The organism is Flavobacterium sp. GNP010 (assembly GCF_056428945.1).
Genome location: NZ_JBWJVK010000020.1, coordinates 1 through 25,821, shown reverse-complemented (window position 1 = coordinate 25,821; position 25,821 = coordinate 1). Strand labels below are relative to the sequence as shown.

The 25,821-nt window shown below is 33.0% G+C and carries 17 protein-coding genes; 5 read left to right on the top strand and 12 right to left on the bottom strand.

The annotated features are described in order from the left end of the window. Positions 1–78: 78 nt before the first annotated feature. The 3 genes from tnpA to AC061C_RS09930 form a co-directional block, all read right to left on the bottom strand. A complete protein-coding gene (gene tnpA / locus AC061C_RS09940; protein WP_309757136.1) occupies positions 79–540 on the bottom strand; it encodes an IS200/IS605 family transposase in 462 nt (153 codons plus the stop codon). A gap of 93 nt (positions 541–633) precedes the next feature. Further along, on the bottom strand, positions 634–5,616 hold the full coding sequence (locus tag AC061C_RS09935) for a translocation/assembly module TamB domain-containing protein (protein WP_478291041.1): 4,983 nt from the start codon (positions 5,614–5,616) through the stop codon (positions 634–636). Positions 5,617–5,868: 252 nt separating this feature from the next. After that, positions 5,869–6,306, bottom strand: coding sequence for an acyl-CoA thioesterase (locus AC061C_RS09930; RefSeq protein ID WP_417978460.1), 438 nt, complete (start codon positions 6,304–6,306; stop codon positions 5,869–5,871). A 254-nt stretch (positions 6,307–6,560) separates the two neighbouring features. Here AC061C_RS09930 and AC061C_RS09925 point away from each other — a divergent pair, with 254 nt between their 5' ends. The 3 genes from AC061C_RS09925 to AC061C_RS09915 all read left to right on the top strand — a co-directional run bounded on the left by AC061C_RS09925 (position 6,561) and on the right by AC061C_RS09915 (position 12,396). Continuing rightward, a complete protein-coding gene (locus AC061C_RS09925; protein WP_478291040.1) occupies positions 6,561–6,941 on the top strand; it encodes a hypothetical protein in 381 nt (126 codons plus the stop codon). A 295-nt stretch (positions 6,942–7,236) separates the two neighbouring features. Further along, positions 7,237–9,705, top strand: coding sequence for a zinc-dependent metalloprotease (locus AC061C_RS09920; protein WP_478291039.1), 2,469 nt, complete (start codon positions 7,237–7,239; stop codon positions 9,703–9,705). Between the two features lie 366 nt (positions 9,706–10,071). Beyond that, positions 10,072–12,396 carry a PAS domain-containing protein gene (locus AC061C_RS09915; RefSeq protein ID WP_478291038.1) on the top strand — a complete coding sequence of 775 codons (2,325 nt, stop codon included), beginning with the start codon at positions 10,072–10,074 and terminating at the stop codon, positions 12,394–12,396. A 40-nt stretch (positions 12,397–12,436) separates the two neighbouring features. On the opposite strand, the gene AC061C_RS09910 is transcribed toward AC061C_RS09915, so the two are convergent. The 3 genes from AC061C_RS09910 to AC061C_RS09900 form a co-directional block, all read right to left on the bottom strand. Then, positions 12,437–13,855, bottom strand: a complete 1,419-nt coding sequence (locus AC061C_RS09910) for an amidohydrolase family protein (protein ID WP_478291037.1) — start codon at positions 13,853–13,855, stop codon at positions 12,437–12,439. A gap of 287 nt (positions 13,856–14,142) precedes the next feature. Continuing rightward, positions 14,143–15,396, bottom strand: coding sequence for an NAD(P)/FAD-dependent oxidoreductase (locus AC061C_RS09905; RefSeq protein ID WP_478291071.1), 1,254 nt, complete (start codon positions 15,394–15,396; stop codon positions 14,143–14,145). Positions 15,397–15,701: 305 nt separating this feature from the next. Further along, positions 15,702–16,220: a GNAT family N-acetyltransferase gene (locus tag AC061C_RS09900; protein WP_478291036.1), complete on the bottom strand. Its 519-nt coding sequence runs from the start codon at positions 16,218–16,220 to the stop codon at positions 15,702–15,704. 170 nt (positions 16,221–16,390) lie between these two features. On the opposite strand from AC061C_RS09900, the gene yaaA reads away from it, so the two are divergent. Then, positions 16,391–17,149, top strand: coding sequence for a peroxide stress protein YaaA (gene yaaA, locus AC061C_RS09895; protein WP_478291035.1), 759 nt, complete (start codon positions 16,391–16,393; stop codon positions 17,147–17,149). Positions 17,150–17,212: 63 nt separating this feature from the next. Here the strand turns inward: yaaA and AC061C_RS09890 are convergent, their stop codons facing one another. From AC061C_RS09890 to AC061C_RS09875, 4 genes are all read right to left on the bottom strand, one after another. After that, positions 17,213–18,796: a DHA2 family efflux MFS transporter permease subunit gene (locus AC061C_RS09890; RefSeq protein WP_478291034.1), complete on the bottom strand. Its 1,584-nt coding sequence runs from the start codon at positions 18,794–18,796 to the stop codon at positions 17,213–17,215. An 82-nt stretch (positions 18,797–18,878) separates the two neighbouring features. After that, a complete protein-coding gene (locus AC061C_RS09885; protein ID WP_417946863.1) occupies positions 18,879–19,958 on the bottom strand; it encodes an HlyD family secretion protein in 1,080 nt (359 codons plus the stop codon). A gap of 11 nt (positions 19,959–19,969) precedes the next feature. Then, positions 19,970–21,301 (bottom strand): TolC family protein, encoded by a 1,332-nt coding sequence (locus tag AC061C_RS09880; RefSeq protein WP_478291033.1) that lies wholly within the window; start codon positions 21,299–21,301, stop codon positions 19,970–19,972. Beyond that, positions 21,291–21,917 carry a TetR/AcrR family transcriptional regulator gene (locus AC061C_RS09875; RefSeq protein WP_309758311.1) on the bottom strand — a complete coding sequence of 209 codons (627 nt, stop codon included), beginning with the start codon at positions 21,915–21,917 and terminating at the stop codon, positions 21,291–21,293. Before AC061C_RS09875 ends, AC061C_RS09880 begins: the two co-directional genes overlap by 11 nt. A 213-nt stretch (positions 21,918–22,130) precedes the next feature. Between AC061C_RS09875 and AC061C_RS09870 the strand changes: the two genes are divergently transcribed. Beyond that, complete coding sequence (locus AC061C_RS09870) at positions 22,131–22,688, top strand: DUF4494 domain-containing protein (RefSeq protein ID WP_478291070.1); 558 nt, start codon at positions 22,131–22,133, stop codon at positions 22,686–22,688. Positions 22,689–22,781: 93 nt separating this feature from the next. On the opposite strand, the gene AC061C_RS09865 is transcribed toward AC061C_RS09870, so the two are convergent. Next, positions 22,782–23,297 carry a GNAT family N-acetyltransferase gene (locus AC061C_RS09865; RefSeq protein WP_478291032.1) on the bottom strand — a complete coding sequence of 172 codons (516 nt, stop codon included), beginning with the start codon at positions 23,295–23,297 and terminating at the stop codon, positions 22,782–22,784. A gap of 24 nt (positions 23,298–23,321) precedes the next feature. Next, the gene (locus AC061C_RS09860; protein ID WP_478291031.1) at positions 23,322–25,739 is read right to left on the bottom strand and encodes an ATP-binding protein; all 2,418 of its coding nucleotides are present in this window, start codon (positions 25,737–25,739) and stop codon (positions 23,322–23,324) included. Between the last annotated feature and the right edge of the window lie 82 nt (positions 25,740–25,821).

Genomic DNA, 25,821 nt, shown 5'->3' with positions numbered 1-25,821 from the left:
ATTGTTGTTCCGTTAGGAACTAAATATTGGTAGTAAAGGATATAATTATTTCTATGTCCCGTAGGGACTATACTTATTCTAAATCAATTCTTTAAAAATAAATTTTTCATCATAATCAACTTCAAATTTTTTAAGAAAATCTAAGTATTCTTCTTTAAAAGTTAACTTTTTATGATGAGATTCTTGATTATCAATATAATCTATTACTTTGTTTATTTGTGATTTACTATGTGAAAAAGCGCCATAGCCTTCTTGCCATTCAAAATGTCCTTTAACTAATTTATTCTCATTAATCCACTTTGAAGAACTTTGTTTTACATCTTTCATTAAGTCAGAAATAGATTGTGAAGGTCTAAGTCCAATCAAAATATGAATATGATCTGAGGTTCCATTAATTGCCAATAACTTATGATTGTTGTTGTGAATAATTCCTGTTATATATTTATAAAGAGTATTTTTCCATTGAGAATTTATACTACCATCTCTAAATTTTACTGCAAAGACAAAATGAATATGTATTTGTGTATATGTATTTGCCATAATGGTATAGTCCCTACGGGACATTTTTGTTTGAAATTTATATTATTCCTACCAATATTTAGTGCCTAAAGGCACATTTTAAACGTACTTTATTTAATTCTTTTTCTGTTTTTGTTTTGCTTTTTTCGCTTCATTTTTGCGAAACAACTCACTGAATTTATTGTAATCCAAGGTGATTATAAAAGCAATTCCAGTTTCTACAACTTCTCCTTGCAAGGCTACTTGGTATTTATTAACGCGGTAGGCTCGCATTTTATATCTTCCATCTTTAGAAAGTTGGTAGTCAATAGAAACATCACCTGCGATATTATTAGCGTTTTGATTCACTTGTTGTGGGCCTTCGATTCCAAAACTACTTCCCAAAGTGACTTTTAATCGATCATTCAATAATTTCTTTGAAATTCCTATGCTTAAATCAGTTTTGTTTTCGCGTTGACCAGTAGTGTAATCATCTGAGGTATTCAAATCAAAATTCAATTCTACGCCTTCAATTAAATCACTCGCTAAGTTATTCAATTGCTGCGATAAAATTTTACTGGCGCTTTCTCTTGCAATCGAGGACACGCTAGCAATACCAGTTTCACTAGCAAAAGGATTTTCTCCTATAAATCTATTCAATAACAGTAAGGAAAAAACTTGCTTGTTTAACTCGTCTGGTTGTTGACGCAATTGTGTCAATTTGGCTTGCGTAGCATTGATGATTTCTGTAGAAACACTATTGTTGCCCTCCGGTAAAATAATGTCAAATGAAATGTTTGGCTTCATCAAATCACCAGTCATTTTTAATTCGGTTTCAAAAGGAATTTTTTGTTTGTACGTATTTCTTATTTCAGCGGTAACATCACCTAATTGATCATTTATTAAATCAAGGGGAGCGGCTTCTGTTTTGTAAACTGCAGTAATATTGATATCAGCCGTTGTAGGTTCTCCAGTCCAGAGAATATAACTGCCTTTTTTGATGTCGAATTTTCTTTTGATAGCATTAAAATTCATTTCATAACTACCTTCAGATAATTCATATCTTCCAGTCAATGTCGTTTTTCCTGATGGATCAATACCGCCGTTTAATTGCGCTTCTCCTTTTAATTTTAGGAAATCCCCATTTGCTTTATCAATAACCAGTGATAGTTCGGCATCTTTATCAATTTCAATATTTACTGATGCATTGATGCCTTTGATGTCCATTTCACTCTTTAACTCGTCCAAAGAGATAGTGTTTGCTAATTTAGGATTGTCTTGATCGATAAATTCTACAATTCCCTCTCTATCCGCAATTGAAGGGTCTGATTGCGGTATAACAATAGTAAATTTTGTGTCTTTATTAATTTTTATGTTACCTTCTACAATAGGATTGTCTAAATTCCCAGATAGTTTCAAATGATTGTCCAAATACAATTCGCCGTAATAGGAAGCATTGTCTTTTTCTTTCGAATTAATGGCTTTAAAATTATCAGCATCGATGGCTAAGTCAAAGCCAAAATTACTGAAATTAGCACTATCAATTTTTCCGTTTATGGCGAGATCATTGTTTTTTTCATCCTTGATTATAAAATTATCAAAAAGAATAGCATCGTTTGTAAATACAATTTTATCATTCAAAGAATTGAATGTTGCATTGAGCTGCTTCACTTTGAAACCAATTTCATTGAACTTTAATTCTCCAATTACTTTAGGCTGATTTGTATTGCCCGTAATTTTAAAATTCCCATTTAAGAATCCTGTGCTTTCCGTAATATTATCAAGTGTAAAACCTTGAATGCTTTTTAAATTCAATTTATCAATATCTAGATCCATATCAAAACTGCTGTCTTTAGTTTTATAATTCCCTTCTAGATTAACTTGATTTCCCTGACCAGTAATGGCAATTACAGCGTCATATTGATTTGCAATTGCATTATTTACTTTGATGCTAATGTTTCCGACAGTGTCTTTTTTGAAAGTAAAATTTTCAATGTTTAAGTCCGAAGTAAAAAGAGGTGTAGTGCTTATATTTTTGACCAACGCATTTCCATTGATTTTACCGCTCATCTGTAAATCCCCTTTTTCTACAAAACTGGTAATGGTTTTTATATCAAAATCTGTAAAATCGATTGCTAGCGGAGCGTTTCTTTGCTGAGATTGTGATTGTAGACTAATTTGACTACCTTCTTTACTCAATTTGAAGTCATCAGCATAAATACCGTTTTTACCAAAGCGAATTAAATTATCTTGTGTTATTTTCCAAGATTCATAGTTCAGTAGCAAATTATTTGGATTAAGATTGATATCGTTGTTTCCGTTGGTAGCTTTTAATGTACCTGCAATTAAGTATCTTTCTTTATCCTTTGCATCTTTTAATTGCACCGTATAATCCACAATATTTTTTTGTACTTTACCGGTAATGCTTGTGTGAGGCAATTGTATTTGTTTGTTTTGAATGTCATCAACTACAAAGCTGTACACTATTGCATTGTCTTTAGTATCTACTTTAAGGACAGCATTTGTGATGGTGTTTTCTCCATAAATTAATTTTGGAATTGTACCATTCAAAATAATAGAGTCGTTAACAGAATTATATCTTCCTTGAATATTTATTGGTTCCAGACTTTTCAATTCAGGAATAAGTTTAAGTAGAATTGGACTGTCCTTTACACCAATTTTAAAAACAAATTCTTGTTTCTCAACTGCTGTTTTTCTAAAATTTGACGCGCTATTATAATATGTAGCAATAGAATTTGACAAAGCAGTCGCTATTTTTGACAACTTGTATTTTCCATCAGCCTCAACATCCAAAAACGGTGATTTCAATACCAATGTGTTCTTTTCAGAGCTCGATGTTGCCACCGCGCTAATAGAATCAATTACAAATTCTTCTTTAGCATTTACGATGGTAATGTTGTGTGCATAAACCGTTCCGTTAAGGTAATCTAGATTTGCCGATTGGATATCAGCATCTACAACACCTCTCAATTTTAATGGGCCAGCATGCAGATTCAGCTTTTCTAAATCAGCAATATCCACATTCAGTTTTAGTTTTCCAGTAGGATATTTGTCCTTGAAACTTCCGCTACTTACCAAATCAAATGTTAGATTGGGATCTTTTGCAACTGCAGTTGCATTAAAGTTTCCGTTGCGGATGGCTCCTTTTACAGCAAGATTTTTATAAGTGTATTTGTTGTAATACGCTTTTAAAATAGTTCCATTTAATGATGCTGTGGCTGTTTTTGGATTAAATCCTGTTCCTTTTATGTTGGCTTTTAAAGTTACTTTTCCAATAGAGTCATTTTTTATAAATTTCCCTAAATCAAAGTTGTTGAGTTCCGTTTGGGCATCGTATTTTTCGTAATTTTTTCTACTTTGGTCGAATGTAGCTTTGATTTTTGCATTTCCAAAACTACTTGCGATATTCATATTAGTGTTGAAATTAGCAATGGTTCCTTTAAAAAAACCTTTGGCATTAAATTTTGAAGGCAACTGAATTGAATTTGGAATCGTACCTTTTGGCAAAAAGCCAACAAAATCTTTCGAACCAGATTGTAAGTTTTTAATATCTAAGTCAAAATAGGCTTTATTTACATCTGGTAAACCAATGATTCTGCCGCTTGCTGCTATTGTTGTTGTTCCTATCCCACTAATTTCGATATTTGGGAATTCAATATTTTTTAATTTTCCTTTTACAGTTCCATTAATCAACAATATTGCATTGGGATTACTCATAAAGGGATTCACAGTATTCAGGGTAGGAGCAAAAAGTAAAATATCTTTAATTCCCAGTTTACTTTTTTTCAAATTAGCAATAAGTCCTAATTCTCCGGGGTTTTTGGCTAGTGACTCAATAGAAGGATATCCAATTCTAATTTCATCTTTTAGTTCCGTTTGAGGAGTTTTTAAGTATAATTTTTTAACAAAAGCATTTTTTTTGCCGTAGAAAAATTCCGCATTAAAGGACTGAATGTTCAAGCCGCTTTTGTCTTTAACGGTTAAAGAATTGGCAATTCCGGAAATATTTTCGGGATTGTAATTTAATTCCTCAACTTGTAAATTTACATTGGTTAGAATTAGGTGGTTGTAATCGATACCTTTTTGAACTGCTGCTACATTATTGTTATCGTAACGAAAATTGACCCGTTTGAATTCCGTTTTCTTTATTTTGACATCCCAGTTGTTCGATTCGGCATTTGCTACTTCTTTTTTAGATCTGCTTTTATCTATTTGATCAAAAGCCAAAGCACCTTCTATACCTGTTACTTCCAGAAGATCAACGATAGCAAATTGATTGTTGAGGTCAATTTTATCAATTTTAGCGAGTAGTTTTTTTAAATAAAAATGAGTCGATAATTTGGTTTCTTCACTTTCATAATCGAAATCAATTTTTGCCAAATCAATTTCACCCAATTTTAATTTTAAGATGGATTCTGGTTCATTTTTTATGGCTGCCACTTTTGTCGCATTGGAAATTTGAACTAAACCTTGCTTTAATTTCAATTTTAATCCGTTGATTTTAGCTTTAGGAATTTCAAAGCTCATTTCGTTTAAATCGAATGTTTTAATTTTCGTTTCAAAATGCTTTAAATTGGCATAAAGATTATTTTTTGTAACAGCATCCGTATACTTAAACTGGATGCGGTCGAGCTTAATTTCTTCTACAGAAAACTGCATGGCTGGTGAATCACTCTTTTGTTTTTCTGGCGCAGCAAACGCTTTTATGATGTAATCAAAATTAAAAACGGCTTTAGTATCTCTATTTAAATTTGCTGAAATTCCGACTAATTCTAAGGAATTGATTTCTATTTTATTGTTGATTAACTGCAAAAGACTGATATCCGCAGCTAGTTTTTCTCCAGCAAAAAGAGTGTCTTTTTTTTGGTCTTCAAAATATACCCCAGTAAGAACTACTTTTTTTGGAAAGGCAATAGAAAGGCTATCGACTTTTATTTTCGTTTTTATTTTACCTTCTAGATAAGTTACTGCTTTATCTTTAGCATAATTTTGAACAGATGGTATTTGAATAACTACGAAGAGTACTACGAACAACAGAACAATAAATCCTATTATCCAAAGGAAAATTTTCAAACTTTTCTTTAAATATCTTTTCAAATGAGGTGTGTTTTTTTTAAAAGAACCAACTTAAAAAGGAATGGTACTCTAATCTAGAAATGGTATTACGCACAAAGATCAAAAATTGAAATTGTAATAAATTATAAAATTCAAAAAAAATATTGTAAAATTACTAGATAAAAATGATCAGTAATGTGTCTTAATTAGTTTCTAAAGATTTATAATAGGTACACTTTTCTTTAATTTTTCGCTTATTCTTTTTTAGGATATGGAGTGTTTTATTTTAGCCGCTTAGATGCTTTCAAAGCCTTCACTTTTAGGAAAAACACTAAGCGCTTCCATAGCAATTTCAGGAGTTGGTGCTGCTAGTTTTCTTAGTTTTAAATCCATCCAAGCGCCATCTACAGTGATAGTTGCACAAAGTTGGTTCTTATCATTTCTGAATTCATGAACAATCGACCACCGCGAAGCATCGGCATTTACTTTAGAACTTTTGGTGTGCATAAAAATGGTATCACCCAATTTTATTTCTTTTCTAAACACACATTCTTCCCTAAACAAAATGGGACCAAAGCCTTGCGTTTGCATTACGCTCATCGTTAAACCAAGACTCTCTAGAATTTCTATACGATGCTGCGCACCAAAATCATAATAAGCACTGTGTCGAACATGAAAATTAGGGTCTAAATCAGACCAACGAAAGGATAATTCTTTGCTAAATGAAGTCATTTGTATTTTTTTATTGTTTCCGTATCACTTTCACTTTTATATAAACAAGAAAGTTTTAGGTTTTTGAAAATCGAAAATACAAATAAAAATCGAGATGCAATAAGGAAATAAGCCTATTTTAAGGCATTCTTTAGTACAATTCATTTGAAAAAGGTGTAGAGTCTCTTTTTTATTTTACTTTAAAAAAGATTGTGGCTTATCTTTTGCAATGTGTAAGTGGTATCCAATTTCGGATATTGAAAACAATACAATATATGAAAAAATTAATTTTTGTGTTCTTGCTTACGGGCTCTATTTATGCTCAAGAACAGGTATTTAACGTGCAACGGTATTGTGTAGATGAGAAGCCTTTTAAGCAGGGTGAGTGCAATATTTCTGGTAATGAATACTCTTTTGTATTCCTTGATACACAAAAACGAGAGGTAGTTTTCTTTCTTACTTCTACTAAAATGAAGTATAAAATTATTAATTCAAGTGTATTTCCTTCAGACAAAAATTACACAAGTTACACTTTAGAAAATGAGCAAGAGCGAGTAGAAATGAGAATAAACAAGCAGCAAACCCGAATCGAGTTTTTGCATCCAAATACCCACATCTACCTGACAGTAGGCACTTCGACTAAGGCGGTTCAATAATAAATGGACATTTCATAAGATCTCATGAAACAAAAAAAATTGTAGGCAACAACTATTTGGTTCTGTGTAAAACAACAGGAAATGTAGCGTGGTGCAGTAGTTTGTATTTATTAGAGTTTTGTTATTTGGTAGAATCAAAAATTAAGGAGTGCAGTAAAACAGTATTGTTTCTTTTGGTATGAAATTTCTAACTGGTTTTCATTTTGTTAATTAAAAGTTAAACCCTTGAATACTATTAAATTTACAGCGACTAAAATTTATTTTTGGTATTGATTAACCACTAAAAAACCTGTAAATGAAGAAATTTTTCATTTTAACAGCACTTGCTACTGCAATGCTAATACCTACTACTCAATTTGCGCAATCGAAAAAGAAAAAAGATAAAAATGCTGTTGTAGCGCCACCTCCTGAAAAGAAACCAGAGACAACTATCAAGGAGTATAGCAAAGTAATTACAAAAGATGCTGTAACCGATGAGGGTTTGTTTACAGTGCACAAAGTAGACAAAAAGTATTTTTTCGAAATTCCGAATAAGTACTTGGATAAAGACATGCTTTTAGTGAGTCGGTTGTCAAAACTGCCTTCAAATTTAGGTGGCGGGTATGTAAATGCTGGTTCAGAGACAAATGAACAACTTATTGTCTGGCAACGTTTTCAGGATAAAATCTTGATTAAGATAAAGTCTTTCAGCGCAGTTGCTAATGACAGTTTGCCAATTAGCATTTCGGTTAAATCCAATAATTATGAGCCTACCTTATTTGCATTCGATATCGTTGCGTTCAGTAAAGATTCAGCAAATACGGTAATTGATGTTACTAAGTTTTATGGAACTGATGTAAAAGCGATTAGCGGTTTATCAGCTGAAATGAGAGAAACATATAAAGTAAAAGGCATGGATGATTCTCGTAGTTTTATCAATACGATGAAAAGTTTTCCGATGAACATTGAAGTAATTCAAGATTTCACGTACAATGCCTCTAAACCACCGGTTCAAGAAGACTCAGAAACAATAAGCATTCAAATGAATCAGTCGATGATTTTATTGCCTGAAAAATTAATGCAACCTCGATTGGCCGATCCGCGTGTGGGATGGTTTACGATGGATCAAATTGATTATGGGAGTGATGAATTAAAATCTGACAGTAAAACCTTTATCCGTCGCTGGCGATTAGAGCCTAAAGATCCTATCGCTTATGCAAAAGGGGAACTTGTAGAACCCATAAAACCGATTGTTTATTACTTGGATCCTGCCACACCCGAAAAATTGCGTAAGTACATCAAACAAGGTATTGAAGATTGGCAAAAGCCTTTTGAAACGGCAGGTTTTAAAAATGCAATTATCGCCAAAGATGCACCAACGAAAGAACAAGATCCTGATTTTAGTCCAGAGGACATTCGATATTCGGTAATTCGTTATGTGGCGAGCACAACTCGTAATGCGGTCGGACCAAGCGTTTCTGATCCTAGAACTGGAGAAATTATCGAGAGCGATGTAATTTGGTACCACAACCATTTGCGTTCGTACAGAAATCGCTATTTGTTAGAAACCGGTGCTGCTAATCCAACAGCAAGAACATTAAATACCAGTGATGCTGAAATGGGTGAGATGATGCGTATGGTTATCGCTCATGAAGTAGGACACGCACTAGGTTTTCCTCATAATATGGGTGCTAGTTGTGCCTATGATACTGAAAATTATAGAAATGGTGAGTTTACACAGAAAAACGGAATTGCAGCCAGTTTGATGGATTATGCCCGTTTCAACTATATTGCACAACCTGGAGATAAAAACGTTCGTTTTATCCGCCAAATGGGACCTTACGATCATTATGCTACGAATTGGGGCTACAGAGTGATTCCAAATGCGATTTCTCCAGAGGCAGAGGTGCCTACACTAGACCAGTGGATTATGGAAAAATCGGGAAATATTATCTATAAATACGGGCAACAAAGCAGTAGTTTTGACCCTACTTCACAAACAGAAGATATTGGAAATAATTCAATGAAGGCTGGTACTTACGGACTTAAAAATTTGCAATATGTAGCGGCACATTTACCAGAATGGACTAGTGATGTGACTAATAATTACGAAGATTTAGAGGAACTGTATAAAGAAATGCTAGACGTTTGGGGTAGGTACGTAGGGCATGTAGTAACTAATGTAGGTGGTGTTTACGAGGCTGCTAAAAAGCCAAACCAAAAAGGAACTATTTACGATATTGTACCAAAAGCAAAGCAACAAGAAGCAATGCAGTGGTTGCAAGCCAATGCTTTTGCTTCGCCAAGTTGGTTGGTAAATGTGAGCACTTTAAAAAATATTGATTATGCAGGATACACAGAACGTTTCCGAAATTTGCAAGCCAGACATTTGAATGCACTATTGAGTTTTGAGCGTTTGGGACGATTAATAGATTCAGAAATTATGGGTACTTCAAATTATAAAGCATTGGATTTGCTGGGTGATATGCGCAAAGGAATTTGGAAAGAAGCTAGTTTAGGTTCGAATGTGACTATTTATAGAAGAAATTTACAACGGGCTTACCTGGAAAGAATGGGTTATCTGATGAAAGAAGAAATAAAATCAGGACGTCCGTCTGACTATTATAATGTAGCACAATCAGATGTAAGAGGATTGGTTCGAGGAGAATTAACTACTTTGAAATCCGCATTATCTATTGCTAAAACTAAAGTAGTACATCCAGAAACAAAATACCACTATGAAGATGCTATCAAAAGAATTGATCTAATTTTAAATCCAAGATAATGTAAATCTGATTTGTTTTTAGCTTAAATTTTGCCTCCAATTGAATCATTCAATTGGAGGCATTTTTTTTAGAGATGAATTTTAAATAAAATCTTGAAGGGTACATTTATTAAATAGGATGTACTATTATAAATATTGAGTTGATAACGTAATCGCCTGTAAATTAAATCACAATTTTTTTTAAAAAAGGTATTGATTTTATTTAAAGGTTATTTTAGGTAAAAAAGCATTCTTGTTTAGAAAAAGGCAGTGTCAAATATTTTTTTTTATTGTGATAACAGGAGATAACAGCGAATAAATATGTGTAAAGGACTGTTGATGCAATTTTTTATTTGTAAATTTCGATGTTATCCAAAATATTTTCAAATGAAAGTTTACCCAACGCCTGAAAATGAAATTGAACGCCTTAGAGTTCTAAAGGAATATGGAATTCTAGATACTTTTTCAGAAAAGGAATACGAATCAATAACTCAGTTAGCCTCCTATATTTGTGGTGTTCCTATAGCATTAGTAAGTTTAATTGATCAAAATAGACAGTGGTTTAAAGCTAGTGTAGGTCTTGATGCAAGTGAGACATCTCGAAAAGATTCTTTTTGTCAATATACGATCATGAACAATCATGTTTTTGAGGTTGAAAATGCCACTGAACATGAATTATTTTATGATAATCCACTGGTAGTGGGAAACCCAAATATAAGGTTTTATGCAGGAGCTCCATTGCTTAACAAAAATGGATTTGTCATGGGATCTCTATGCGTTATTGATACAAAACCCAATAAATTAACCGAAGAGCAAAAAAATGCTTTACAACTTTTAGCAAATCAAGTGGTAGCATTACTTGATGCTAGAAAGAAAAATTTAGAATACTTAAACTCACAAAAAGAGTTGCAAAATTTCGTTGATCTTTCTAAAGATTTAGTGTGCATAGCAAATTTAGATGGACTTTTCCACAAAGTAAATCCAGCTTTTAAATCGGTTTTAGGGTATGAAAAACAAGAAATAGAGGGAATGCCTTTTATCGATTTTGTTCATCCAGAAGATGTTCAAAAAACGATTATGGAGGTTGAAAAACTAGCGGATTTAAAACAGACCATAAATTTCGAAAATAGATTTAGAACTAAGGACGGATCTTATATAAATTTGAGTTGGAACACATCACCAGATCCAGAAACAGGTAATTTATACGCAATAGCTAGAAATGTTCAGAAAGAAAAACTTGCAGAACAGCATTTAAAAGATGTAAATTATTTACTTGATCAATCACAGCAAATTGCAAAAATAGGCAGTTGGAATTATAGTTTTATTTCAAAAAAGTTAATTTGGTCTGAGGAGCATTATCGAATTTTTGAAATGAACACGATGCCTACAGATGAGTTGGTTGAAAAATATAGAACATTAATCCATCAGGATGATTTAATAGTTGTGGATAATGGTATTGAAGAGGTTTCAAAAACCGGTAAAAAATTCAAAATAAATTATAGAATAGTTTTCCCAGACGAAAGGATAAAATACATTCTCGCTATGGGAGAACCAGTAATGGATACTCAAGGTTCTATTATTGCACTAAACGGTGTTGTACAAGACGTTACAGATATTACGGTAGCCGAGCAAAATCTTAGCGAAAAATCTAAAGAAGTTAAAGACATTAGAGCTGCACTTGATGAAGCAGCTATTGTATCAATAACCAATAAAAAAGGAAAACTAACGTATGTTAATGATAATTTTTGTTCTGTTTCAAAATTTGATAGAGAAGAATTATTAGGAAAAGAGCAACCACATATGGATGCTTTTTTTGAAACTGATTTTGGAAAACAAATTTTAGAAAATATTTACAGCGGCACTACTTGGAAAGGTGAAGTACAACATAAAGCCAAAGACGGGACCTATTATTGGGAAAACAAAACTATTGTACCATTTTTAAATAGTAAAGGTATTCCGTATCAATATATTTCAATAGGGACGGATATCACAGATCGAAAAAATGTTGAAGAAAATCTTATAGGTGCGCTTAAAAGTTTAGAAAAGAAAAATAGAGAACTTGATGAGTATGCTCATGTTGTATCTCATGATTTAAAATCACCTTTGAGAGCTATTTACAACCTCTCTGAATGGATTGTTGAGGATATGCCTGAAATGCCACAAAAAGTAAAAGGAAATTTTGATTTACTGCGTCGTAGAGTAACAAGAATGGAAAATTTAATCAATGGTGTTCTCGAATATTCAAGGATAGGTCGTCTTGAAATTGAAAAAGAAATCGTTGATGTAAAAGAACTTTTAGAACAATTAGTAGACTCTATAGTTCCTGATACTTTTGAGATTTCAATAGGAACTAATTTCCCAGTTGTAGAAGCCGAAAGAATTTTATTGCAGCAAGTATTTACCAACTTGATTAGTAATGCTGTTAAATACAATGATAAAGCAATAGGTGAAATTGAATGTACGTATAACTCTTTGACAGATTTTCATGAATTTACTATAAAAGATAATGGACCCGGCATTGCGGAGGCATACCAACAAAAAGTGTTTCAAGTTTTTCAAACTATTGAAGCTCGTGATGTAAAAGAAAGTACAGGAATTGGTTTGTCAATAGTAAAAAAAATAGTCGAGGAAAAAGGTGGTGTGGTATACATCAAGAGCGAAGAAGGAGCAGGATGTAGTTTTATTTTAACGATTCCCAAATGCCAGAATTAGAAATAAAAATAACAGTACGTTGTTTAAGAAAAAGTAAATTTTACATTTTTGAAAATTGATTTTCAAATACTACAAAACGTTTGTCTAAATCAATTAGTAATTGCTTTTTCACAGCATCTTCTTTAATAAAACTGTAATTAATACTGTTGTATACAAATTGCTTGATATCTGAGTAGGAAACGTCTTTGTATCTTTTGGCTAATAAAACATATTGTTCAGTCATATTGGTACGCAAAATCCCTGCATCATCGGTACTGATAACTATAGGAACACCAAATTCTTTATACAAGGAAAATGGGTGACGGTCTTCTTTTACTTTTAAAATAAATTCGTTACTCACTAAATTAATTTCGATAGGAATGGAGTTTTTTTCCATGTAACGAAGTAGATTATAGGAATCTTTCTCGTATGCAAGGTCTACACCGTGCCCAATACGATTGGCTCCTGCAGTATAAACAGCGGCGCCAATATGCCACGTTAAATCTTCGGGTAATACCAATCCAAGAGTTAGTTCTCCAGCATGCATCGCGTACTTCACATTCGGATAGCGAGCATGACAATATTTGAACATCAGCATGTGCAACCAATAATCGTTCATCGCCGTTTCACCATCTTCGGGAGAAACAATATTAACACCCGCCACTAGCGGACTATTATTTGCCGATATAAAAGCAATTACCAAATTCTTGAACAAATCTACCGGTTCCATAAAACGCAATACAAAATTTTGGTATCGCATGGTAAATTGCTTGTCATCAATTTTTAAATCATTGTGCATCTTGGTTATAAAATTAGTATTGAAGTCTTTAGCATAGGACTCCGCATTTTTCTTTAGTAACGAATTGAAAACAGAATCCAATGTTGAAGTGATTGCTTTTTCGTTTTTTACCAAAGCTAGTTTTCGCAACTTTATATTGAATGATGTCAAATCATCTATAATCATCGTTGTTGGAATTGTAGATAATTGAGTTTCAATGTAACTTACATTTTCTGTAATGGCTCTATTTTTTAGTTCCAATAATCCTTGTCCAAAATTTCCTTTGATCGCCGGTTCAAACTTCATAAAAGATTCAAAAAACAATTTATCTGATGGATAATCCACATAATTATAGTCCTTTACAGACCATTTTTGCATTATTTTTTGTTTAAATATATTCAGAGTACCATTTGCTTTGAGCGAAGAAAATAAAGACCAATTCTCTGAATTTTCTTTGACTTTGCGTACATCCATTGTCTCAGTGTTGAGGTAAAAGTCTTCTTTTATAGCATGTTGCAATAAAGGCTCTGCGTAAATAGATCCAGAAAAATGGTGGTGTAAATCCCCTCCTTTTGGCATTTGGGAGAAAAAAGCAGTTAACTGCGCTTCATTATTTCTAATTTTTTCAAAATAGGCATCAGTAGGTTGTGAATAAACAGTGTTTAAGACAAATGCAACTAATAGGGTATATACTAATTTCATATTTTTTATTATAGCTAAAGTAATAGGTGTGCCATTTTCAAAAAAGTATAATTGATAGATATCAAGAAGCTCTTTATGAAAAAATATTCTTATTTTTTATGGTGGTAATAGTTTACAAAAATAAGTAATTTCATTGTCTGTTTTGGCTACTTATAAAAAAGTTTATTTGGATTACTTTATTGCATTTCAAAAACTAATTTTTATAAAAGGTGTTGTTGATTTTTTTAGTACGTTTATTTTGTTTTTTTCTTGTTCTAATTTTAAAAATAGCTTTTGTTTGATAGGCTTTAATTTATTTTAGATTTCATCATTGCTTGGGCGGCTAATCTTCCTGTTTTTAGGGCAGCATTGATAGAACCATTTAGCAAGTTGTCTCCACAAATAAATAGCGTATCTGATATTTTTATTTCGGAAGTATCAATCGTATTTCGTACACTTTCTTGAGTTGGCAAAGCATATTCAATTCGATAGGCTTTCAGCATTTTCCATGAATTTACTTTTTCGCCATACCACTGTTTCAACTCTTCTTTCATATTTTCAGCCAAAGTAGCGTCATCAACAGTTGGAATTCCATTGAAAGAAACCGATATAAGCACTTTACCTTTTGGAGCATACGCTGCAGAAACATTAGATAGAACGGTTAAATTATTGACCCATTTCTTTTGGGTAGAAGCATTTAATAGAACCACCGCTTTTTTTGTAGGTGCTTCATTGGTTTCAAAATAGATATTGGTGACCTGATGTGAAGTCATTTTTTGCTTTGACAAAAACTGGCTAGTAAGAGTATTTGCGGTCGTTGCCAAAAGGATTTGGTTGGCCTCAAAAACGCTTCCATCCGCAGTTGTCACCTTGTTTCCATCAATAGCTGTTACTTTCGTATGACATTGAATACTCCCTTGCGGAAGCATAGCGACTAATTGTTTTGGAATTTCCTCCATGCCTAATGCTGGAACAGCAACATCACCATCAGAAAACATTTTTATAACAAAATCAAACATACGTCGGGATGTTAGTAAATCATTTTCCAAGAATATCCCGGATAGAAATGGTCGGTAAAAGCGCGCAATCATTTTTGCACTAAAACCATATTCGGTTAATTGCTTTTGTGTAGTTTGTTCTGGTTGTTCGAAAATTTCATCGATGCTTAAATTTTGCAACCTGTTTTTCAACCAAAGGGTATTAATTTTATCTTTTAAAGTACCTACAGGAGCAAAAAGCGTTGCAAATGCCGCCGATGGTCTACGGAAGGGATCTGCAATTTCAAAAATACCACCATCATAGAGCACAGTGGCTCCTGGAAGCATTTTTTTTAAGTTTAAATCAGTGTAATTAAGTAGTGTTTGAGTTTCTGGATAGGCGGTCAATAGCACTTGAAATCCTCTATCCAAAAGATATCCTTCGTAGGCATCGGTTTTTATACGTCCGCCTGGACGATCAGTTGCTTCTAGAAGTAACACTTTTCGGCCTTGACGGTGCAAGTGAACGGCAGCAGACAATCCCGCTAATCCAGCTCCAACAATTATAACATCTTGTTTCATGATTTTTATACTATTTGCAACAAAAATAAACCAAATTGAGTTTTCATGAGGTTTAATTAAGGAACAATTTTGAAGTAAAACTTTTGTGTCTGAAAGAAGAGTTCAAAACTATCCGCTTTCAATACATCTACTTTATCTTTTAAAAAAAACACACCACAGATTTACAAATTTTAAAAGAGTATAATTAGAATAATTTGCGAATCTGCGGTAAACAATACCATCCAACTTTGCAGATCAATTATGCCTAATGAAATCTATGTACTTTCATCGATTGAGGTTCAGTTGTTATAATAGTAGTTTAGATTTTTTTACAAGATAAGTTGCATCATTAAATCGGTTTGTTTGTCAGTTCCCATTATAAAGTCATGTTTGCCAAAAACTACAAATCCATTTTTGGTGTAAAATCGAAGTGCTCTATGATTTTCTTCCCACACTCCAAGCCAAATTGAAGTAACGCCACTAGTTTGACCAATATTTTTAGCTTTGTCAAGCAGCAATTGACCTACGTTTTTGCCATGAAAAGTTTGCAAAACATAAATTCGATGGATTTCTAGTGAATTTCCTTCTATGATTTCGGTTTGTGCTTCTCCAAAATTTACTTTTAAATAACCAACAGGAATTGTTTCTGAAAAGGCCATATAAAACTGAGATTCAATAGTGTTTAATTCACGTATCAATTGTTCAGTATTGAAGCTTTTATCGATGTAATTAGCAATATTTCCTGGAGTATTAGTAACGGCAAAAGTTTCTGTAAAGGTTTGAATACTTAATTTTTGAAGCATTTCTAAATCCGCTACTGTCGCTTTTTTAATTTCGATTGGGTTCATCTTGAGGTACTATTTGGTTTCATTTGAATCAAAAATACACAATTAAACTAGGTTACACATGGTAATCCTTTATAACACTATTTAAATAATCAATTTAAAGATTTTTGGTTTCTTGATTTCAATTAGTACTTTTGAAACAATTAATAAAAAGTGTTTTTAGCACAAACTGTATGAAAATAGTATTATCGCCAGCCAAGTCGTTGAATTTTGAAAAAGAGTTGCCTACTGCTTTGCGCACAGAACCCTTATTTTTAAAAGAATCAAGAGAAGTTCACAAAGTTTTGAAGGAGAAAAAACCTGCGGATTTATCAGATCTAATGAGTATTTCAGATAAGTTGGCCGATTTGAATTGGAAGCGAAATCAAGTTTGGAAAATACCTTTTAATGCCTCAAACGCGCGTCCAGCAGTTTATACTTTTGATGGTGATGTTTATATCGGTTTAGATGCTTATTCTTTACCTCAAAAAAAAATACAAGTTTTACAAGATAGTTTGCGTATTCTTTCGGGTTTGTACGGATTGTTAAAACCATTAGATTTAATACAAGCGTACCGATTGGAAATGGGAACAAAATTACCCATTGGAGAAAGCAGAAATTTATATGAATATTGGAAACCTACAATTACTAAAGCTTTAAATAAAGAGTTGCAAGAAGGAGAGTTATTTGTCAATTTAGCCAGTACAGAATATTTTTCGGCAGTTGATGTCAAAGCTCTTAAAGTCCCAGTAATTACTCCGGAATTCAAAGATTATAAAAATGGAAAATTAAAAATAATTAGTTTTTTTGCCAAAAAGGCGAGAGGAATGATGGTGCGTTATATTATTGATACAAATGCACAAACCTTAGATGATTTAAAAGGATTCAACTATGATGGTTATCAATTTGATGCTACATTATCCAAAGGGAATAATTTGGTTTTTACTCGTTAACTTTTATAGAGAAATACACAAAACGCCGTTATCAATTTGATAACGGCGTTTTGTGTTTAATCGTTAATGCATTGCATCAGCTGGATTGATTTTGTTTTTTCCTTTTTTGATCAAAAGGATGAAAGGTATGCAAAATAAGAATAACGCTCCAAGATATAAAAAGATGTCTATGTAAGACAATACAGAGCTTTGCACCATTACTTTATATTCGATTGCTTTGTATGCTTTGGCCAAGGCTTCGTTTTCAGTATAGCCTTTAGACATGAAACCCAATTTGAGCTGTTGTACTGTTTTTTGAACTTCGAAAGAAGCTGAATTAAGATGTGAAATTAGGTTTACACGATGTTCCTGATTGAATCGAGCGATAAAAGTGGTGATGATCGCAATACCAAAAGAACCACCTAATTGGCGCATCATCCCGGTAAATGCTGCTCCTTCGCCTATACTCTTCCCTTTTAAAGTTGATAATGATAGTGTAGAAATGGGTACAAATAATAGCCCGAGTCCAACTCCTCTTAAAATCAATGGCCAATATAAATGCTCTTCACCAGAATCTGGCGTAATAACCAGTTGCATCCAATACGTAAAAAAGAAAAAGGTTAAAAAACCAGCTGCAACCAGATAGGCTTGCGGTACGCCACGTTGAATCATTTTGCCTATAAATGGCATCATAATTCCGGTAGTGATCGAACTTGGGATCAATAATAAACCAGCGTCAAGTGCGCTCCACCCTAATACGGATTGTGTGTAGATAGGAATGATGAAAGTAGAACCATACAACCCGAAACCAAGAATAAAACACATGATGGTGCCTACTCTTAAATTGGTGTCTTTTAGCACTTTTAAGTTTACAATAGGATGCTCATAAGTAAGTTCTCTCCAAATAAAGAGTACTAAACCAAAAACTGTTATCACACTTAAGATGATGATGGTAAGGTTATTGAACCAGTCATCTTGTTGTCCGTGTTCTAAAATATATTGTAATGAACCAATAAAGGCAGTTAGTAAAAAGATACCCCACCAATCGACTTGGCTAGCCTTGAGTTTATCTCCATACTTTGGACTTTTTACAAAAGAAAGTGTTAGTAATGTGGCAATAATCCCAATTGGGATGTTGATATAAAAAATATACGGCCATGAAAAATGATCGACAATATAACCTCCTAATGGCGGTCCAAGAGTAGGGCCTACAATCACTCCCATACCATAAATAGCCTGAGCCATTCCTCTTTTAGCAACGGGATAACTTTCTGTAATTATGGTTTGTGCGGTCACGAGTAACGCACCACCACCAAGACCTTGAATGAATCTAAAGGCTACTAGTTCCCATATATTATTAGCGTTACCGCACATAAAGGAAGCAACGGTAAAAATAATAATAGAAACTGCAAAGTAATTTCGTCGCCCGAACTGTTGTGACAACCAGCTCGTCATAGGAATCACAATCACATTTGCAATGGCATAAGCCGTTATAACCCAAGCAACATCAGTTAATGATGCTCCAAGGCTACCTCGCATATTGTTTAATGCCACATTTACAATTGTAACATCTACAATTTCAAGCAAAGCACAAAGCACGGCGGTAATGGTAATTATGACTCTTCTAAAGCCATATTCTACTAAATCATCTTCTCCTGTTTGTACCATTTTATACTTAATTGTAAACTATCATTTTTTTAAAAAAAGGCATTACTTTTTTGGCCATTTTAGAACCTTGTAAAAAGGTTTTTTATTTCAAATGTACATCTACATCTACATTCATACCTGGGCGAAGTAATTTTATTTTTTCGGGATCGTTAGTGGTATTTAAACTTATTTTAACCGGTAATCTTTGGATTGTTTTTACAAAATTTCCAGTGGCATTATCAGGCGGAAGTAATGAAAATCGTGATCCTGTAGCCGGAGAAAATGAGGTAATTGAACCTTGGAAGTTGTAACCAGGATAGGCATCTACTTTCACGGTTACTTTTTGACCAATAACCATTTTGTTCAATTGAGTTTCTTTGAAATTAGCAATAACCCAAGCTTCTTTATTATTGATGATATAAAATAAAGACTGTCCCGGTTGTACTAATTGACCTGGCTGAATATCAATTTTTGAAACTTGACCATCAATCGCAGCAGTTACAGCGGTGTAAGTAAGATTTAATTTTGCGGCATCCAGTTGCGCCTTTGCTCTTTTAATATTGGCCGCAGCAACTTCGGTTTGCTTACCTGAAACTTTTGATTTGGCAATAATAACTGATTTTTGAAACGCGCTTGCTCTTTGTTGCTGCTCTAAAACACGTACTTGACTTTCTGCCTCAAGTTTAGCAGCCAGTGCTTGTTCGTACTGTTGTTTGGTTATAGAATGGCTTTTATACAAATTGTTGTATCTGTTGTAATCACTGGTAATACGATCCAATCTAATTTTTGCAGACTCAATATTGCCACCTGCTGATTGCACATTGGCATCAGAAACAGAAATACTCGCTAAAGCACTACCAATATCAGCTTTAGAAACTTCAAAATTTCCTTCAGCTCCTACCATTGCAGCACTAGCTTCCTCAATTTTTAGTTGGTAATCTCTTTTGTCAATTGTAAAAAGAGTATCTCCTTTTTTTACAAAATCATTGTCTTTAATGTACACTTTATCTACATATCCAGATACTCTAGGAATAATAGGATTCATGTTTTTTTCAATTTGCGCATCATCCGTTTCTTCATGAGCTAGGGAATGCATGTATTTGTATGTCCCGTATGATGCACCTAAAACTACCAAAGCTACTAGGATAATTATAAATTTTTTATTTGTTTTTTTCTTTTCCATGGTAGGTATGATTATTTTTTTGAAATAGTAAAGATTTGAGATAATTGTCCAGTTACCGATAGTAACTCGTAGTATTTTTGAATGGTATTGGCTCTTGCTAATGCTTTACTGATTTTAGAACTCAACTGTTCTACATCAGCCTCAAGAAGATCATTGGTGTCTGAAAGGCCATTATCATATTTATCTTTTATTATTCTGTAGTTTTCAGATGATTGTTCTACCGCTTGCCCATAAACTACATTTTGTTTCAATGCTAAATCATAGTCTTCAATTGCTTTTTGAACCTGACTTTTAATGTAATCTGTTAATATAGCCTCAGCGTTTTGAGCTTCAATAAACTTATTTTCGGCTAGTTTTACTAACGTTCCATTTTTTAGTATAGCACTTAAATCATACGAAATGCCTACGCCTATATTCATTGCATTTTGCACGGTAATTACGTTACTCAAATCTAATGCTGTATAGCCACCAATAATTGCAATAGCAGGATAATATGCCCCTTTCGCTATTTTAATATTGGCCTCACTTGCTTTTTCTTGGAAACGTACTGCAAGTAAATCTTTTCGATTTTCTAATGCTGGTAAGTCATTTGTTGGGATATTAGTCATTTGAAAATCAGCAAAATCACTTTCCCGAATTTCCAATTTAGTTTCTGGATTCAATTTTAAAAGTGTAACCAAATAAAAGTTGATGATTTTTAAGTTATTGTTTGTTTCATCTAATGATAATTGGATTTTAGAAGCTTGTAATTGTGACTTTAAAAGGTCGTTTCTAGGAATAATTCCGTTTTTTTCTAACTCTATAAAATCTGTTACGCGTTGTTGTGCACTTTTTTGATTTTCTTTTAACAATTCAATTGTTTTTTGAGCTTTGTATAAACCCGCGTAATAGTCAATAACCCGCAATGCTATATCTTCCTTAGTTTGAGTTGCTGTTGCCATTTCAGCCTCATATAAGTTCTCATAAACTTTGATACTATTTTGTATTTTGAAACCAGAAAATACAGGAACACTGGCATTCAATTGTCCAATCATTAATTGATTGACGATAGGTTGCGGTTCTTGTGAGCCAGAATTATTTTGATTGATTTTAAAATCAACAGCGGCATTAGTCAATCTTTGGTATTGACCTGAAAGCTTTAAATCAGGATATTGATTGTTTTTTTTGGATTGCAGTTCGTATTGTTTCGTTTTAACTTTGGTATTGGCCAAGGTAACCTCATTACTTTTGGTCCAGGCCAAATTAATGGCTTCGTTCAATGTTAAACTTGTTTTTTCTTGGGCTGTTACCGATGAAATTCCAATATAGAAAATTCCAAAGAGCATAAATGGACTAACTTTCATAAATTAGAAGTGCTTTTATAGTTTGTTGAATATGCTTTGTCAAATTTGTTTTGATGTAATTATTGTATAAATCTTCGGTTTTTAAGTTTAATAAATTTTCAAAGAAGGGTTTGTTCATGTGAAAATGAAAAAAAGTGCCCAAAATAGTGGGTGTTATCAGTGGTATAATAACATCTTTCCTAAAAATACCTTTTTTCTGACCTTCCTCAATAATAGTTTCCAACGATTTTAAATTTCCTTTTCTTAATTCTGAAAAAGCTTGAAGATTTTGTTCTCTTTTTTTAGAAGTGAATTCAAAGTGTAAAATTCTATAAATACCACGGTTGCTATTGATTCTATTGATGTATAGTTCAATAAGCTTGTTGATTTTTTCGATTGGTTCTAAGTCTTCTTGAAGTAAATTTTCCAATTGATTTTTAAGATCCGAAGTTCTATAAACAATTAAGGATTCCAGTAATCGTTCTTTCGATCCAAAGTAATACGATACCATAGCCACATTGATCTGAGCTACTTTGGCTATTGTTCTGATGGAGGTGCCTTCAAAACCTTTTTCTGCAAAAAGGGTCTCTGCAACTTCGAGGATTTGAATTTGTTTATCGTTAAAATTACTTTTCAATGGAACTTAATTTTTTCAAAAACAAAACTAAACAAGTGTTTAATTTAAACAACTGTTTAGTTTTTTTTTAACATAATTTTAACGTTACAATTAGAGCTAGATTGAAGTGTAGAACAAAACTAAACAGCAGTTGAAATTGTGAATATCTATTTTAGGAATGATGCTTTTTTTAACCTCTAAAATATATCTTTGAAATCATTAAAAAAAATAGAAATGAGCACAACTTGGTACGAATGTAAAGTAAAATATAGAAAAACAGATGAAACTGGCGCACAAAAGATTACGACAGAACCGTACTTGGTAGACGCGTTATCCTACACAGAAGCCGAAAGCAGGATCAATGAAGAAATGTCGGCGTATATTAGTGAAGAATTTAAAATCACGAATATAAAAGTGGCTAATTATGCAGAGATTCATCCTTTTGAAAATGCAGATCGTTGGTTTAGATCCAAAGTTTCTTTATTGGCCTATGACGAAGAAAGCGGTAAAGAGCGAAAGACCAACATGTACTTATTGATACAAGCAAATGATGTAAGGGAAGCCTATGACAATACCATCAGTGTAATGAAAGGAACAATGGGTGATTATACCATACCAGCGGTTTCTGAATCTCCTATTATGGATGTTTTTCCTTATTTTAGTGGTGAAGAAGGGGAACTGGAACAGTTAGAAAAATTTAATGCACTAAAAGCATCAAAACCAGAGGTAGCTGCAGAAATAGTAGATCACATGGAATTTGAAGCGGCTCCTGAAGAAGAAGCTGTATTTTAAGATTTTTTTTAAAGAGAGCTTACCGCAAATTCGCAAATTACGAAACAGTTACTAACTGTTTTTATTTGCGAATTTGCGGTTTTTCAATTTCAATCAGTCTTGTTTGTGTAATACCTTCTCATATGCTTTTCTAGGACTTCCTCTAAAATAAACTTCGCCACAATACACATAACCTGAATTTTCAAATATTTTGATCATGGCGATGTTGTCAAAATTAGTGTCTGCTTTTACACTATAAATGGTATTGTTTATCGCAAAATTCTCTATGTGTTTCATAATCATTTTAGCGTAACCTTGGCCTAAATGACTAGTAGCAATAGCTACACGATGTACCACTACAAAATCAGTATTAGTGATCCATTTACCCTCAATAGCTTTGTAAGCAGGTTCATCATTAATTAATATTGCACAATAACCAATGATAGTTTCCCCTAAAACTAAAATAAATCCTTGGCCTTTTTCAATATCTTTTTGTACTATTTCTGGATTGGGATACCCGTCTTGCCATTGTGTACTTCCGTCTTGTTTTCGGCGGGCAATAGCATCTTTCAAAATGGCCCAAATGGGGGTGATTTCAGATAATTCAGCTTTTCTAAAGTGATAGTCCATATCTGTTATTCGCGTTTATTGTCTTTAAGATTTAAGTACATCCAAAATTTTAGTATACAATAGCTTTTCGTCAAGTGGTTTTGAAATGTAGTCATTCATGCCAATGGATTTACATTTTTCAACATCAACGGTAGTAACATCGGCAGTAAGTGCGATAATCGGGATTTGTAAATTCATTGTATTGCGGATGTGTTTTGTAGCTTCAAATCCGTTCATAATGGGCATCTGCAAATCCATCAGAATAATATCATAGGTATTTGTTTCTAGTTTTTCAACAGCTATTTGTCCATTGTCTGCAATTTCCCATTCAAAATTATAATCGTCAAGTATGGTTCGTAACAATAGTTGATTGAGTTTAACATCTTCTACTACCAACACTTTAATTTTTTTAATTTTAGTTATGTCGTGATTTATTTTTTCAAATTCAAGATTATGCATAGAGTCAACAGTGTTTTTTTGAAAATTTAATATACAACTAAACGTTGTTCCTACATCCACTTTACTTTCAACAGTAATGGTTCCTCCTTGTTTTTCTACGAGTTGCTTTACAATTGCTAGTCCAAGTCCAGTACCTCCATATAGATTAGCGGAAATAACGTGTGCTTGTTCAAAATTTTCAAAAATAGAATCAATTTTATTAGCAGGAATTCCAATTCCTGTATCAGAAACTTTAAACTCAATTGTAATTTTCTGTTTGGTTGAACTTTTTACATTCACATTAATCGTAATGTTGCCTTCAGAGGTGAATTTAATTGCATTACTCAGCAAATTGATTAGAATTTGATGTAATCGAACCGAATCACCTAAAATAATTTCGGGAATCCTGTCATCGTATTCCGTGATTAATTGTAGGTTGCTTTCTTGAACTTTTGTTTCAAATAAACGAACAACACCGGTAAGTAATTCCGATACTTTGAATGGCTCATTAACAAAAATCATTTTGCCTGCATCTACTTTGGCTAAATCAAGAATGTCATTAATGAGAACAATAAGTGTATCGCCGCTGGATTGTATTGCTTTTAAACACTCTGTTTGTTTTTCGGATAAATCTGTTTTCAATAAAACGTTTGTAAAGCCAATTATCGCATTCATAGGAGTCCGGATTTCATGGCTCATATTGGATAAAAACTGTTGCTTTGCTATTACGGCATGTTCAGCAGTTGCCGTTGCATTTTTAGCTTTAATTATTGCTTGAGATAATTCTTCGTCGATCTTCTTTTGTTTTGAAATATCAATACTAACGCCTGTAAGTGTATGGGCTATACCAAACTCATCATAGTGATAGTGACCAGTAGATTTGATCCAAACAATTTCTCCGTCATTAGCACGTGCTATTCGGTAATCTACTTCATAAACGTTATGGTTAATCTTTGATTCTTCTATTTTTTGAAAAGCTAATTCTATATCTTCTGGAACGATCACGCTGTGCCAGTCCGAATAGGTTAAGTTTTCTTTCTGGTCATCGTAGCCCCACATTTTTTTATGCATCGTGGACCATTCTAACGTTAAAGATGCTATGTCTAGAGACCAAATACCAACTTGGGCTGAGTCAGTTGCTAATTTGAAATGTTTTGCTAATTTTTTTTGTTCTTGTTCATTTTCTTCAATCTGTTTCTTAGCTAACACGTATTCAGTAATTTCGGTAGCTAGGATTGTGATGCCGGTAATAGAATCATCAACATCTCTGTACGGTTGGTAAACTAAGTTGAAATAACATTCTTCCTCTTTTTCATTGCGATGTACGATACATTTAATTTCATTGGTTACGAAATGTTCTCCCGTTTCATATACTTGCTTTAATAAAGCTGGGAATACTTGATCTTTTATTTCGGGCAAAATTTCAAGTAAGGATTTAGCAATGACATCATTTCCTTTTCCCCAAATAGCAATAATAGCCTGGTTAGCAGATGTTACGATCATTTGCGGACCTTTTAAAATGGCAATAGCAATTAAGGATTGTGAAAGAATATTACTAAACCGTTTTTCGCTGGCTTCAATTTGTTTTCGTGTATTTACAGCTTCAGTTATTTCAGTACCTATGGATATAATTCCGTAAATAGTATTATTTAAATCTCGTAAAGGTTGATGTAGCACATTGAAATAAGCTGTATCCAGTTTTCCTTTTCTAACAATTCGAACCATATATTCGTTTATTGTAAAAGGTTCACCGGTAGTGTATATTTTATTGAATATTTGTAATAAATCATCTTCTGTTTCAGGAGACAATTCAAAAAGAGGTTTGCCAATTACTTCGTCATGTGTTTTATCCCAAATTTCTAGCGCTTTATTGTTGATGGATTCTACTATAAAATTAGGTCCTCGAAATATAGTGATGAGAACGGGGGCCTGTGAAATCAGGTTTTGAAAATTTATTAAACTGCCGTCCATAATCAGAAGATCATTGATTGGAGACTCACTCATAGCTTTGTTGTATGTGTCCATTTTCATTGTATTAATGGGTTCTTTTTCGCTATGTTTTTTAGACAGCTGTTCGAATTAAATATTTTATTGATTCAAATATAAA

Bases quoted from the DNA above. Each gene is read 5' to 3' on its own strand.
- tnpA (WP_309757136.1), bottom strand. From the start codon at position 540: ATGGCAAATACATATACACAAATACATATTCATTTTGTCTTTGCAGTA.
- AC061C_RS09930 (WP_417978460.1), bottom strand. From the start codon at position 6,306: ATGACTTCATTTAGCAAAGAATTATCCTTTCGTTGGTCTGATTTAGAC.
- AC061C_RS09925 (WP_478291040.1), top strand. From the start codon at position 6,561: ATGAAAAAATTAATTTTTGTGTTCTTGCTTACGGGCTCTATTTATGCT.
- AC061C_RS09920 (WP_478291039.1), top strand. From the start codon at position 7,237: ATGAAGAAATTTTTCATTTTAACAGCACTTGCTACTGCAATGCTAATA.
- AC061C_RS09915 (WP_478291038.1), top strand. From the start codon at position 10,072: ATGAAAGTTTACCCAACGCCTGAAAATGAAATTGAACGCCTTAGAGTT.
- AC061C_RS09910 (WP_478291037.1), bottom strand. From the start codon at position 13,855: ATGAAATTAGTATATACCCTATTAGTTGCATTTGTCTTAAACACTGTT.
- AC061C_RS09900 (WP_478291036.1), bottom strand. From the start codon at position 16,220: ATGAACCCAATCGAAATTAAAAAAGCGACAGTAGCGGATTTAGAAATG.
- yaaA (WP_478291035.1), top strand. From the start codon at position 16,391: ATGAAAATAGTATTATCGCCAGCCAAGTCGTTGAATTTTGAAAAAGAG.
- AC061C_RS09890 (WP_478291034.1), bottom strand. From the start codon at position 18,796: ATGGTACAAACAGGAGAAGATGATTTAGTAGAATATGGCTTTAGAAGA.
- AC061C_RS09885 (WP_417946863.1), bottom strand. From the start codon at position 19,958: ATGGAAAAGAAAAAAACAAATAAAAAATTTATAATTATCCTAGTAGCT.
- AC061C_RS09880 (WP_478291033.1), bottom strand. From the start codon at position 21,301: ATGAAAGTTAGTCCATTTATGCTCTTTGGAATTTTCTATATTGGAATT.
- AC061C_RS09870 (WP_478291070.1), top strand. From the start codon at position 22,131: ATGAGCACAACTTGGTACGAATGTAAAGTAAAATATAGAAAAACAGAT.
- AC061C_RS09865 (WP_478291032.1), bottom strand. From the start codon at position 23,297: ATGGACTATCACTTTAGAAAAGCTGAATTATCTGAAATCACCCCCATT.
- AC061C_RS09860 (WP_478291031.1), bottom strand. From the start codon at position 25,739: ATGGACACATACAACAAAGCTATGAGTGAGTCTCCAATCAATGATCTT.